The organism is Pandoraea commovens (genome assembly GCF_902459615.1).
Classification (GTDB): domain Bacteria; phylum Pseudomonadota; class Gammaproteobacteria; order Burkholderiales; family Burkholderiaceae; genus Pandoraea; species Pandoraea commovens.
Genome location: NZ_CABPSA010000007.1, coordinates 124727 through 139788, shown reverse-complemented (window position 1 = coordinate 139788; position 15062 = coordinate 124727). Strand labels below are relative to the sequence as shown.

Below are 15062 nucleotides of genomic sequence, written 5' to 3'. Positions count from 1 at the left end.
CGGCGCTGTGCACCATCGAATAACAAGACAGACATGACTTCCATTCCTGACGACCACGCCAACACCCCGGACGAGCTGCATCGGCAAGCCTGGGTCTGGTTGCGCCTGCTTAAGTCGGACACCGTCAGGCAATGGGATGCAGAGCGATTCAGACACTGGCTCGACGCCAGTCCGGCGCACAAGGCGGCGTTCAATGCCGCCCGAGCGCAGTGGGACAGCTACACCCCCGCTGCGGCGGCGCTCGGTCAGACACTCGGACGACGCACGCCGCCGGTGCGCGTCGCCGTTCGCACTGGCCGCCGCGCCTTTCTCGGCACGATGGTCGCGGGCGGCGCTGCGTTGGCGGTGGCCGCCATCGTCCATCCGCCTGCCGGGTTGTGGCCGTCCCCCGATCAATGGGGCGCGGACTACAGCACTGCAACCGGCGAACAGCGTGCTATCCGGTTGGCTGGTTCGGCTGGACAGGTCGACGTCACGCTCAACACCCAGACCCGCATTCGTACGGATGTGTCCGCCAGCGTGCCGGGCATCGAACTGCTGAGCGGGGAAGCGGCCGTCGATCTGCCCGGTGGCCGTGGGAACGGTATGGGTACGGCGTTTGTTGTGGCGGCCGCAGGTGGCACGAGTTCGTCGACCTCTGGGCGATTCGAGGTGCGGTATCTCGACGGCCGCGTGTGTGTGACTTGCCTGTCCGGTGCGGTGCGTGTCGATCATCCGATGGGGCAGCGCGTGCTGCACGCGGCGCAGCAGACGGCGTACGACCGTCACCAACTCGCCGGTGTGACGCTGGCCGACGCCGCCAATGTGTCCGCATGGCGCAATGGCGAACTGGTGTTTCGTCAGACGCGTCTGGCGGTCGTGCTCGACGAGATCAACCGGTATCGTCCGGGGCGCATCGTCCTGATGAACGACAAGGTGCGCAACCAGCCTGTGAGCGGCAGCTTTTACATCGCATCGCTCGATCGCGCCATCGCCCAGTTGCAATACAGCTTCGATCTGCACGCTCGCCAGTTGCCGGGCGGTCTGCTCGTTCTCACCTGATCCGGTTGGTTCCCTTGAAGTGAAGCGCGCGTCGGCTGAGTGGCCGATGCGCTTCGCATGCCTTCAAAAACGCATTGCCACAGCCGTCTGCAAAAAATTTTGCGGACTCCATTCGCCGGGTTCGTCTTAGCTCGTCACGACGTTTCTGCGACACCGTCACTCGGGTCGTAGTGCGCACAAATCTACGGGAAAAGCCGATTCGCACGCATGGGGAATGTCGCGTTGCGGGGCCGGCGCAGAATGAGGCGAGAGTTCCAGATGGTCACACGCGGACAGACGGGCAAGACGGTTCAGTCACGACATTCGACGCCAGGCGCACGACGTTTGCGCCTCTCGCCAATGACGCACGCCGTCGCACTGGTGCTCGCCACCGGCAGCTTCTGGAGCGAGGCCCACGCGCAGCAGGCGTTCAGCAACGCATGGTTCGCCTCACGCGGTGCTGCGCAGACCACGGCGGCGCAAACGGGACGTCTGCCGAACGGTATGCCCGTCTCGTCGCTGCAGAACCCAGGCGAACAGCAGCAACGTGCCAATCAGGCGTTGCAGAACTCCATCGCCAATCTCGCAACCGCAGCGCAAGGCATCGCGGCGATGCAGGCCGCACAGACGGCGGCGCGTCAGGCGGCCGCTGCGTCTCCGGAAGCGATTCCCGACGGTCTCGCCGAAGGCGGCCTGAAGGTCGACACGAACAGTCTCACTGCGGGCTGGATCAACGCGAAGAAGGACATCGCGCAATCGCGCGACGCCGCTGGCAACACCAACGTCAAGATCGAGCAAACGGGCGAGAAAGCCATTCTGAACTGGGAGACGTTCAACGTCGGGCGTCGCACGACGGTCGAATTCGCGCAGCAGCCGGGCTGGGCGGTGCTTAACCGCGTGAACGATCCGAACGCGCGTCCCAGCCAGATTCAGGGGCAGATCAAGGCGGATGGCACGGTCGTGATCGTCAACCGCAACGGCATTCAGTTCACGGGCACGGCGCAGGTCGATACGCGCAATCTGGTGGCGGCTGCCGTGGGCATGACGAACGACCAATTCAATCGCGGCATCTACGGCACGGCCCTCGCCAGTGTGACGGTGCCGACGTTCGCCAATGACCTGACCGTCACCGGCTCAGGGTTCACGCACACCGGCGCGACGGCCAATGTGGTCGTCGATGCGGGTGCGCGCATCAACACGCGCAAGCCGCAGTCGGTGACCGAAGGCGGCGGCTACGTGCTGCTGCTCGGTCGCGAAGCGCATAACCGAGGCACGATCGTCACCCCCTCAGGCCAGACGGTGATCGCGGGTGGCGACGCGTTCGTCATCCGTCGCGGTATGGGTACGGACGGCAATCCAAATTCGAGCACGCGCGGCAACGAAGTCACGCCGAGCCTCCTCGCGGGATCGACGGCCGGACGCGTCAGCAACAGCGGTCTGATTCAGGCGCCGCTGGGTGACATCTCGCTGGTGGGGCGTCAGGTCGAGCAAAGCGGCGTGCTGGTTACCTCGACCTCCGTCAACACGCGCGGCACGATTCACCTGACGGCGAGTGGCGACACGAACGCGCTGGTGCACGTGGCACCGGGCGCACTGAATGCCATCGTGCTCGATACTTCCGGCGATACCGCGCTCGACGTGCAACGCGCTACGTTGCTTGCCGACACGGCAAAGGTCGCGGAATCCGGACTGTACAACCGTCGCGATCAGTCGCTGGTGCAGATCGTCTCGTCGGGCGATGTGCTGCTCGACAGCGACACGCTCACGCTCGCGACCGGCGGACAGATCAACGTCGCCGCAACGCGACGCATGATTGCCATGGAACGCGCCAAACTTGATGTGTCGGGCGCGGTCGGTGTGCAAGTGGCGATGGCGTCCAACAATCTCGAAGTCAACATTCAGGGCAACGAGCAGCGCGACGCACCCACCAATCGCGACACCCAACGACTGAACAGTCTGACGGTCTTCATCGACCGTCGTTATCTGGTGCGCGTGCCGGCGGGCACGCAAGGCTACTCGACCGATCGCTGGTACACGTCGGGCGGCTTGCTGGAAGTCAGCGGTTATCTCAACACCGCGCAGCACGGCGTTGGCGAATGGGCCGCGCAGGGGGGCACGGTGCAATTGGGCGGCGCGCAAGTCGTCACGCGCGCTGGTTCGCTCATCAATCTGGCCGGTGGCACGCTCGACGTGCAGACGGGCATGATCCGGCAAAGCTGGTTGCGCGCAGAAGACGGCCAGTTCTATCGCGTCGACAACGCACCGGGCGACCTGCGCTACCTCGGCGTGTATCGCGGCTTCGAAGTTGCCCACGCGCGCTGGGGCAAGAACACGACCGAGGCGTATGCCACGCCGTTCATCGCGCCGGGCGAGCGGCTTGAGAACGGCTACACCGTGGGGCGCGACGCCGGACGTCTGATCGTCTCCGGACAGTCGGCGGTGCTCGAAGGCGACGTCGATACCACCGTCTACCAAGGCTCGCGTCAGACGCAAGCAGCGGATCGGGGGCTGTATGACGGTTACCTGCAATCGCAACTCGCCGCGCCGCGTGGCGGGCAGTTGATCGTCGGCAAGCTCACGCCGTATTACGACGACACGTCGCTCACCTTGCGCGACAGTCCGAACGCCGTCGTGCGTACGATCGATGTCGGCGATATTCAGGCGTTGGCGGCGTCCATTGCGCTGGATGCCGACATCGATGCGCAACGCGCGGGGAAGATTTCGCTCGACGCCGGCTGGCTCAATCGGCAGCACTTCGGCGGCGTGAAATTGCTCGCGACCGAGCGCGTTGGCCTCTCCCGCGATCTGCGTGTGGCGGATGGCGGCGACATCGGCCTGCATGCGACGCGCGTAGACATCGACGCGAACCTCACCGCGCGAAGCGGCGCGATCAACGTCGGCAACATGCTGCGTCGCGTGAACGAGAATCAGGGCGGCGGGTTATGGCAAGACCTGCCGGTCGTCGACACCACCAGAGTCGCGGGGACGCAATACGTAAAGGTCGCGAGCGGCGCAACGCTCGACGCGCGCGGGGTGTGGAGCCGGGCCATCGACGGTGATGCGGGCGTTCACGGCATGCCGTATCTCGATGGCGGGTCCGTCGCGCTATCGAGCACGGGCGACGTGATTCTGTCCAAGGGCAGTGCTATCGACGTCTCATCCGGGGCCGCGCTGCTGGCCAACGGCACGGTACGCGGCGGCAAGGGCGGCAGCGTGTCGTTGCTCGCGAGCCAGTACGACACGAACGGCACCCGCGTGGGCGCGTTGCATGTCGACGGCGACCTGCGCGCCTTCGGCGTGAACGGCGGCGGCACGCTCAAGATCGACACCGGTAACGGCGTGATCATCGGTGCCCCGGGGCTGGTCAAAGACGGTTGGCTCGGCGTTGGCGAAACGTCGCCGGTCGCGCTCACTCTCTTGCAGGAGTACGTGATCAAAGCCGGCACGGTCATGTCGACGGACTTCGTGCAGACCGTCTCCACCGTGCGCGCCGGCGAAGTGCTGACGACGCAGCCGGTCTTCACCACGGCAGCCCCCGGCGTGCTGTCGGCCCCCTGGACGGTGCCCGCTGGCGTGAACGGCACGGCTTACGTCGTCTACGATCAGTACGGGAACGCGTTCCGCTCAGGCGACGTCGTGCCCGTCGATCGCAAAATCTCTCGCGGCGAGGGGATGATTGCCAGCGGTTATGTCGTGCCCGCGAACGTGTTTCCGGCCGGTTGGACGATAGTGGCTTACGACGTCGTCGCGAAGGCCGGGCAACCGCTTCCTGCGGACGTTCGATTGGAAAAAGGCGCGACGATTCCGGCCGGTCTCTCGCTGGTCGATGCCGTGCGTGTGGCTTCCCCTACGTCGCTCGGCACCGGTCTCTTCTCCAGCGGCTTCGCCCGCTACGACGTAAAGGGACAACTCGGCTTGGTGGTTGCGGACAACGTGCGACTTGACGTCGCGATGCCGGTCTTCAACGTCGACGTACAAGCTGCGCGCGACGCCCAAAGCGGCACCGATCCGCGACAGATGCTGTCCGTCTGGCTGCCGCCCGAATGGCAGGCCGACGCCGCGAAGGGCACTGTGTCGCAACGCGGCGGCGCGGACATTGCGCTGTCGGCGGGCGCGTCGTACAAACGCGCGGACTTGCGTCTGGGCAGCGGCTCGCAAATCTCGGTGGACGCCGGTCGCAGCATCACGCTTACTGGCAATCGTCAGATGACGTTGCTCGGCGGCCTGCATGCGGCGTCGGGCACCCTGAGCGTGCTGGCGGGCGAATTCCTCACCGAAGGCTCGAATCTGCCCGAAGGTCGTCTCACACCGACCTCCATGTGGATCGGCGAGAACGCCGTACTCGACGTGGCGGCGCGTCCGTTCGTGGCGCGCTCGACTGCCGGCACCTACACCGGCAAGGTGGCCGATGGCGGCACGATCCAGATTGGCGCGAAGTATGTGCCCGGTGCGACGAAGTTGGTCGGGGCCGACGCGTTCATCGTCGTGCGTTCGGGGGCGACACTTGACGCTTCCGGCGCCGTCGCCGACATCGACCTGCCGGGGCTGGGCCGCACACGCGTCGCCAGCAACGGTGGCGTGATCTCGCTGGCGTCCGGTCGCGGCCTGTATCTGGACGGCGACATGAAGGCCGAGGCTGGTGGCGCGGGTGCGGCGGGCGGCACGCTGAACGTGGCGCTGGACACGCCGCTCTACGGCCGCGTGGATCGCACCAGCCTCAAGGGTGCCAACGTCGACGATGCGGTACGCGTCGCGCGGGAAATGATCCTCGCGCAAACGCAAGGCCCGAGCGAATTGTCGGACGCACTGCTGCCCGGTCAGATGGGCGGGGCCGGAGGGCTGGTGCTCGGACGGGCGCGTATCGGCGTCGACCGCATCAAGGCCGGTGGCTTCGACAACCTGTCGCTGATGGCCAACGGCATGCTCGATTTCGCGGGGGACGTGAGCCTGTCGATGGGCCAGAGTCTGCGCATCGCGGCAAGCTCGCTGGGGCTGGCGAGCGGCGCGGCACCTGCCACGCGCGTGAAACTCGCTGCGCCATATGTGCAAGTCGCGTCGGCGGGGGGCGGTCAGGACGACAACTTCATCCTGCCCAATCCGGTCAACGGTTCGAAGAACGGCGGGCGGGGCATCGGCGTGCTTGGTGTGCCCAACTTCGCCCCTGACGCTCGATTCGACATCGACGCGTCGCTCATCGATCTCACGGGCATGGTTCAGTTCGGCACCGCCGGGACCATCGAGACGAACAGCGGGACACCGGTCAAGGTCGAGCGTCTGGCGTTCGGCGACGTTGTGCTGCGCAGCGCCGGGGACATACGTCTGCTCGACAGGCAGGAACTCTACGTGCCGGGCGACCTGACACTGGCCGCCGCGCAGATCTATCCGGCGGCGAACGCGAGCGGCAAGTTCGTGGTGGGCCAGTACAAGGCGTCGAACGGCGCTATCGAACTCGACCCGAAGCGCGTACTGACGATCGCTCGCACGACCGAGGTGCTGCCCGAGCAGCCCTATTCTCTCTTCGGCAGTCTCATGCTGGTCGCGCCGACGATCCGTCAGGGCGGCGTGTTGCGCGCGCCGATGGGCACGATCACGGTCGGTAGTCAGTTTGGCGGGGAGGGCGTCGGCATGTTTCATCTGCTGCCCGGCAGCGTGACGTCGGTGAGCGCGAACGGTCTCGTGATGCCTTACGGCGGCTCGCTCGACGGGCTCAGCTACATGTACGCGGGCAACGACGTGCAGACCTTCTGGCCGGGCGGTGGCCCGTCCGTCATCGTCACCAGTCACGCCATCGCGGTGGAAAAGGGGGCCGTGATCGATCTGTCGGGCGGCGGCGAGATTCGCGGTGCGGCGTTCCTGGCCGGACGTGGCGGCTCCGTCGACGTTCGCCTCTCGCCGCTCATGCAAGTCGTGCAGACCGGCAACAAGGGAAGTTTCCGTTTGCCCGCGCTGTCGACCAATCCGGTCTACGCCATCGTGCCGGGGACGCAACCGGCCTACGCCCCGGTGCTCGGCGAGCGCGGTGCAGGCGACCCGCTCATCGGCCAGCGGATCACGATCGGCGCCGGTGTGCCCGGACTGCCTGCGGGCACCTACACATTGCTGCCGTCGACGTTTGCCCTGCTGCCGGGCGCGTTCCGCGTCGAATTGCAGACGCAGGCCACCGTCGACGCTTCGCTCGGTCCGGTCGCCATGCGCAACGGTTCGCTCACCGCACCGGTGACCCTGAGCGTGAACAACACCGGCATTCGCAATGCCGCGCCGACGCAGGCCTTGCTGAGCCCGGCGAGCGTGCTGCGCACATATGCGCAGTACAACGAAATGAGCTACGCGGGCTATGTCCGTGCGAGTTCGGCGCGCAATGGCGTGTCTCGCTCGCTTGTCGAAGCCGATGCCAAGCGTCTGGATCTGAAATTCCTGAGCGACAGAGAGGCGGGCAAGGTGGTCGATGTGCCCGCGTTGCGCTTCGACGGACTGATGGCGGGCGCCGCGGCCAAGGACGGTTACGGCAGCAGTCTGCTGATTTCCTCGCTAGGTGAGCGCGTGGAGATACTCGGGCCACGCGCGACGCCGACCGTGGGCGACCGGACGCTCATCTCACTCAACGCCGCCGATCTGAACGCCGTCGGTGCGGCGCGTATCGGGATCGGCGGGTTGCCGGAGGTGACGACGAGTACCAGCAGCCTGCTGGCGTCGGCCATGAGGGCGTCGATTAACGGTGCGCTCAAGTATGTGGTGCTACGCGGCGGCGCGATGCTGCGCGCCAGCGAAGTCTTCATTTCGTCGAACTCGCCGCAGGACGGCATTCGTATCGAGCAGGGCAGCGGCATCAGCACGCTCGGCTACGGCAAGCCGATGTGGGATTCCACGCTCGGCTATGTCTACGCGCCCGGCTCGAAGGCCGTACTGGCCGTCTCCAATGGTCGATTGACGATGTTGGCACCCGAGGCGGGCAGTCCGACCGAGGGGGCAGGCGCCATCGATCTGGGCGTGTGCGCGCCGGGCGCGACCTGTTCGGGCGAGACGCTGCTGCTCTCCGAAGGCAGCATCGCCGTGTCGACGGACAAACGTTTCACGATCACCGATGCGGTGCGCTACGGCGCGCGTCAGTTGGCGCTGACGGTCGGCCGGGTGAACGTCGGCAGTCAGGCGTCGCTCGACGCACTCGCCGCCAAGGGACGACTGGCCGACGGGCTGACGCTCGACCAATCCATGCTGAGCCGCCTGCTGCGTGGCGATACCGCGTACGGCACGCCCGCGCTTGAGAGTCTGTCGCTCGTCGCGCGAGACTCGATCAACTTCTTCGATTCCGTCGAACTCTCGACCCTCGACCCGGCGACGGGCAAGTCGCGCATCGACACGCTCGTGCTCGGCACACCGGCCATCTTCGGCTATGGCTCGGCCGACGCACTCGCGCGCATCCGTACCGATCGCCTCGTATGGAGCGGTTCGAAGTCGCCGGCCGGTGCGGTGACGGCCGACGGCGCCGGCACCGGCAGCGGGCGCTTCGTCATCGACGCGAAGGAGATTGTGCTCGGCTACGGGCCCGCCACGCAGCCGGACAGCAACAACGACCAGAACCGGATGGCGCTCGGGTTCTCCACGGTGAATCTGAACGCCAGCGAGCGCGTGAGCGCCAATTACAAGGGCGGTCTGTCCGTCTACCGGTCGCAGCAAGGCTGGAATGCGCAGACGAAGGATTACGACTACAGCGGCGGCGACCTCGTCATCGATACGCCGCTGCTCACAGGCGCTGCCGGTTCGACGAGCAGCTACACGACCGGGGGCAACCTGACGGTGACCAACGCCCGTGCCCGTGCCAAACCTGTGCTGACCAATGCCGACTTCGTGGGGGCTCTGGGCGCGGACGTCTCCCTCAAGGCCGGTGGCACGGTGAACCTCGACACCGGTGTGGTGCTGCCGAGCGGTCGACTGAGCGTGGCGGCGCAGGGCGAGGTGACGCTGGGCGATAACGCGCAACTGGATCTCGCAGGTCGCAAGCTCGATTTCTTCGACGTGAGCAAGTACAGCTGGGGCGGCGACGTCCTGCTGTCGAGCGCCAACGGCAACGTGCGTCAGGCGGCCGGATCGCGCATCGATCTGTCGGCAATGGAAAACCGTGCGGGCAAGCTGTCGGTGGTGGCGCTGGGTGCCTCGGGTGGCAACGTTTCGTTGCTGGGCAAACTGTTGGGCAGCGCGACCGGCCAGTACGATGCGGGCGGCACGCTCGTTCCGTTCTCCGCCGGGGGGATCGATGTGCGCGCGCAACGCATCGACGATTTCACAGCACTCAATGCGCGCCTGACCGACGGCGGTGTGTTCGGCAGCCGCAGCTTCCAGATCAAACAGGGCGATCTCGTCGTCGGCGACGAACTCAGGGCGCGCGAGATCACGCTTTCGGTCGACGGCGGACATCTCGAAGTCCGGGGCCGTGTGGACGCCAGCGGCGATCAGGTGGGGACGATTCGCCTGTCGGCGCGCGATGGCGTGAGCGTGAGCGGCGCAGCCGTGCTGGATGCGCACGGCAAGGTCGCTCGTCGCGACAGCTATGGTCAGATCATCGAAGCGGCGAATCGCGCCGTCATCGAAATCAACGGCAGCGAAGGGCGCGTGGTGCTCGCAGACGGCGCACGTCTCGATGTGCGGGGGGGGACGGACGGTACGTCGCTCAACGTTGGAACGCTGGAGATCAGCGCCAAACGTCTCGGTGCCGGAGGTGGCGCGACGGGCAACGATATTGCCATCGACGCGGGCGGCAATGTGGTGATCGACGGCGCGCGCGCCATCACCGTCAATGGGATGTATCGCGATCTGGATGCCCCGACGGGCACCGATACGGCGGTCGATGGCCGCCCCTATCAAGTCGTCAATCGGGCATACCTCGACGCACTCCACGCGAAGAACGAAACGTTCATGACGAACGCGCTCGCCAACGGGGCAATGCTCGCACGGCTGGCGGGGCTGCGTCGCTATACGGACGCGTTTCATCTGCGTCCGGGCGTTGAGATCATGAGCAAGACGCCGGACGGCGACATCCATCTCGACGGCGACATCGACCTGTCTCGCTATCGCTACGCGAGTCTGAACCCGCATACGCAGAAGACAGGCGTGTATGGCAGCGGGGAGGCGGGCGCGTTGACGATTCGGGCGGGGGGCGACCTGAAGGTTTATGGCAGCGTAAGCGACGGCTTCGACACCACCCGTCTCACGCCGGGCACGGACAGCAAGGGCTGGGTGCTCACGAGCGGCGTGGCCGGTTGGGGCGGAGATGCGGTCGTGCCGGTGGGCGGGCAGGTGAAGCTGGTCGCAGGGACGGCATTCCCGGTCGGACGCGCACTCAACTACGACATCCCCGTACAGGCGACGACGCTGCCGCTCGGCCTGCGCTTGCCGACACGCGTCTCGCTCACGGGCACGCTGACGTTGCCGGCCGGCACGGTCCTTGGCGGCGCGGTGCGCGACGCCGCAGGCAACGTGATCTACGCCGCAGGTGCCGTGTTGCCGTCTGCCGTGACGCTGCGCAGCGCAACGCAACTCGACGCCGGTAACGTGCTGCCTGCTGCGACTGCCGTGGCGGCGCTCACGTGGCCTGCCGGTGCCGTCGTGCCGGTAAAGCTGGTGCTCGCGAACGCCGTGGATCTGCGCAAGGGCGCGATCATTCCTGCGGAAACGGATGTGAAGTTGCCGGGCGGCGCGACGGTCGTCAAACTGCGCCCGGCGGACGCGGACGGCGTGCAGGGCAACTTGCTCGCGATCGCGCCGATGCTCGCGCCGGGTTCGGCGTCATGGTCGATGCGATTCGTGGCCGGGGCCGACACGACAGCGGCCGATCCGCGCGCATTGCAGCCCGACAGCAAGCGCGGGCATCTGGTGCTTTCCGACACGCACTACGGCATGGGAGAAGAGCGGGTCAAGGTGCCGGGCAGCGGGTCGCCGGGCGTCTTCAGATGGGGCGATTACGGCGACTGGTACGGCGGCATTCCCGGCGAGATCGTGACGCAAGCCGAGCTGGAAATGCTGGGCATTGTGGAAGACGGCGACATCGACGGCATCAACGGCGGCTACGACGTGATTCGTCTCGTCACGCCAGGCACGCCGCCGACGTACACCTTCAATTCGCTGCCGGCACGCGAACCGGCGTTCAGCGTGTTGCGTACCGGGACCGGCGATCTCGATATGCTTGCGGCGGGCAACTTCACGATGAATTCGCCGTTCGGCGTCTACACCGCAGGCACGCAAGCCGCCGACGTCACGGGGGCGTACAACCTCGCTCGCGGCAAAGTGAAGGGCGCGAACGTGCTCGGTGCCGACGGCGCGACGTTCGAGAAATACGTCGACGGCAAGACAGACAGTCTTTACGGCGCGTGGTATCCGGAGCATGGCGGTAACCTGTTCGTTCGCGCGGGCGGCGACATTCGCGGCGACATCGCGGCGGACGGCTCGGGCTTTCGTCGCACGACGAGCTTCGGGATGCCGCGCGCAGCGGCCGACATGTCGAACGTGGGCAATTGGCTCTGGCGACAGGGCTCCGGTTCGGCGATTGCCGACGGCGGCGTGCCGGGTGCGTGGTGGATCAACTTCGGGACCTACACCGTGGGTCCGCCCGAAGGTTATGACGCATTCGCCAAGATGCCGTATCTGGTCGGCTTCACTGGGCTGGGTACGCTCGGCGGCGGCAATCTCGTCATGGAGGCCGGCGGCAACGCGGGGATGCTTGAGTCACGCATGGGCCCGAGCAATTCGGATGCGACGAAAGTCTTTGCACGTAGTCAGGGCGTGAACGTCGCGGTGGCCAGTACGGGACGTGTGTCTGCCGACGGATCGCAGATCGTGCTGACAGGCGGCGGCGATCTGGACATTCGCATCGGCGGCGGACTCAACCCGGTGCGAGACGTGCGCGCGATCGCACCCGCCAACAACGAGATCAGCGAGTCGACGGCGTGGCGCAATGCCAATCTGTCCCTCTATGGCACCTTTACGAATCTGCGCGGCGCAACGCGCGTAGAAGCCGGCGCACTGGGTGGCAGCGGCGCGGTTGCAGGCGGAGCCGATCTGCGTGAGTCGCGTGCGACGAGCCCGTTCGTGGTGTCGGGCGGCATGGCCAGCGGTGGCCCGACGCTTGTGCTCGGGGATTCGGGTGCGCGCGTCGAAACCCGTGGCGATCTCGTCATCGGCGGCTATGGCGACGCGACCCGCACGAAGCAGCGCAACAACGGCACACCGTTCTCGGTGGGCGGCGTGGATTACAGCGGCGAGGGTTTCAGTTGGTTCACGCTGTGGACCCCTTCGACCGCCATCGATCTCTTCAGCGCCGGGGGCAGCGTGGCACCGCTCACCGCCATCGCCGATCGCACCCGTGTGGGGGGCAACCATTCACCGACCGACGGCCGCTTCGTTCTGCCCGCCACGTTGCGTGTGACGGCGGGCGCGGGCAACATCTTCAACGGTCCCGCCGCGACTGACAGCTTCTTCGCGAACGGCGCACAGACAACGGCAGATACACCGATGCTGCTCGCGCCCGAGCCGGTCAGCAGTTTGTTCAAGGTGAGCAGCGACGGTGGGGCGCTCGAAATGCTCGCGGGGCAATCGATGTTCGGCGGCGGGTTCCCGATCAGCCGCTCGGCGGCCGATCCGCGCGCGTTGCCCACGCCGCAATCGCCTGCGTTTGCCGGGGGGGTGGCCGATATCCCGGGCAATCGTTCGTATCTCACGAACGTGCGGCAGGACGCGCTCGCGCCCGATCTTTTCTACTACTACGGTGCCTCTGGTGCCAACGTGTTCCCCATGTTCAGCCTGACGCCGGCCACCGTTTCGGGCTATGACGTTGGCCATGTGTCGCCGGCACGCTTCTACGCGGTAGCAGGCGACATCGTGGGCCTTCAGACGGGCGGCATCAACTACCGGGCGTCGTTGTCCCCGAAGCAGGGGCTGGAGGCCACGTGGTACGAGGGCAACGGGGCGGTAGCGATTCGTGCGGGACGCGACATCGTGAATTCCGGCACGCCGCTCGGCACGTATCTGGTCTCCAACAGCGACTTTGCTGGCTGGTCGATGACGCGCGACGCGCTCGATCCGTCCAAGCCGGGCACGCCGAGCCGGCGCACCGGTGTGGCGACGCAAGGCAACGTGATCGTTCACAACCGCGCCGACGACGTCTCCGTGGTCTCCGCCGGACGCGACGTGCGCTACAGCACGTTCTACGTCATCGGGCCGGGCGCGCTGGAGGTGACGGCGGGACGCGACGTGTTCATGGGCGACACTGCGGAGTTGCGCAGCCTCGGTGGGGTCGTCAACGTTAAACCCGGCGACCGAAGCAATGGCGCTGCGATTGCGGTCGCGGCGGGCGTCGGTCCGAAGGGGCTCGACGGTGTCGACTTCAAGGCCTTCGCCGCACGCTATCTCGACGCGGCCAATCAGGCCGATCCCGGCCGCACGCTGTCGGATCAACCGGGCAAGGCCGTGGTCGTCTACGGTGGCGAACTCACACTCGTGGGGTGGCTGCAACAGGAGTTCGGTTATCGCGGCGACGCAGCCGGTGCCGACGCCTTCCTCGTGAGCAAGCAGGCCGAGCTGAACGCTGCCAACGCGGCGAGTCAGGCGGGCAGTGGCGCGGCAAAGCGCGACCTGCGCAATGAGTACGCGCAGCAGAGCCAGTTGCATCTCGTGAACTGGCTGACGACGCGCTACGGTGGGCCAAACAACGCAGGGTTGCATTTCGATGCGACGTCCATGAACGCGCGTCAGTTCTTCGACGCGCTCGCGCCGGAGCAACAACGCACGTATCTGCGCGACGTGTACTTTGCGGAGCTGCGGGCGTCTGGGCGCGAGTACAACGAGACTGGCGGCGCGCGTGCGGGCAGTTATCTGCGCGGACGCGAAGCCATCGCCACGCTGTTCCCAACGCACGACGCCGCCGGAAACCCGCTGACATACGAGGGCAGCGTCACGATGTACAGCAGCGCGAAGTATTACCTGCAAAACCTGAATCGCGAGGCGACAGTGCGTCCGCTGCCGGGCGTTCAGTATCTGACGCAGGCGCAATGGATTGCCCGTGGCAGCCCGCAATACGACGTGCCGCATTACGAAGTGCAGGACGCTGGGATTCACACGGACTTCGGTGGCGGGATCAGCATCGTCACGCCGGGCGGACGAACGCTGATCGGCGTAGACGGCGGCTTCGTCCCCGGCGAAGGATCGGGTGTCCTCACGCAGGGTCGCGGCAACGTGGATCTGTATTCGCGAGACAGCATCCTGTTGGGCCAGAGCCGTATCTTCACGACGTTCGGCGGCAATGTACTGGCGTGGTCGGCGCAGGGAGACATCAACGCCGGGCGCGGTTCGAAGTCGACGGTGGTCTACACGCCGCAGCGTCGGGTGTACGACGAGATGGGCATGGTTTCGCTGTCGCCGACGACACCGAACACCGGGGCCGGTATCGCAACGCTCAATCCGATTCCGGAGATTCCGCCGGGCGACATCGACCTGATCGCGCCGCTCGGCACGATCGATGCGGGCGAAGCGGGCATTCGCGTGTCCGGCAACGTCAACATCGCGGCGCTACGCGTGCTAAATGCCGACAACATTCAGGTGCAGGGCAAGTCGGTGGGCATTCCGACCATCGCAGCGGTGAATGTGGGGGCGTTGACGAACGCAAGCGCGACGGCCGCGCAGGCGGCTGCCGCAGCGCAGGATGCTGTGTCACGCGACCGGGCTAGCCAACGCGCAGGACAGTCGTCGATCTTCACGGTGCGGATGCTGGGCGCGTCGGTGCAGGGTTCGCAGGGCGAGGCGGACGGCAAGCCGTCGGCAGCCAACGGCGACGCGGCACGCTACGGGGCAGGCTATCGGTACGATGCATCAAGCCCCGTGCAGATTCTCGGCATGGGCGGCAAGGTCGATCCCGCACTCTGGCGTAGCTTGAGCGACGCCGAGCGTAAGCGGATGCAACCGGCTGCGGCGCAGAGTCATTGAGGCGAGATGCAGTTCGATGGGAAGGGGCCGGTGGCGATTGCCGTCGGCGCCGTCTGAGAATTCATTTGGGACGT

2 protein-coding genes are annotated in these 15062 nt (G+C 66.3%); both read left to right on the top strand.

The genetic code is table 11. The features are described 5' to 3' along the window. The first annotated feature begins 33 nt into the window (after positions 1 to 33). Positions 34 to 1041 (top strand): FecR family protein, encoded by a 1008-nt coding sequence (locus PCO31010_RS19370; RefSeq protein WP_150665705.1) that lies wholly within the window; start codon positions 34 to 36, stop codon positions 1039 to 1041. A 258-nt stretch (positions 1042 to 1299) separates the two neighbouring features. After that, positions 1300 to 14988, top strand: a complete 13689-nt coding sequence (locus tag PCO31010_RS19365; RefSeq protein ID WP_174984952.1) for a filamentous haemagglutinin family protein — start codon at positions 1300 to 1302, stop codon at positions 14986 to 14988. The last annotated feature ends 74 nt before the right edge of the window (positions 14989 to 15062 follow it).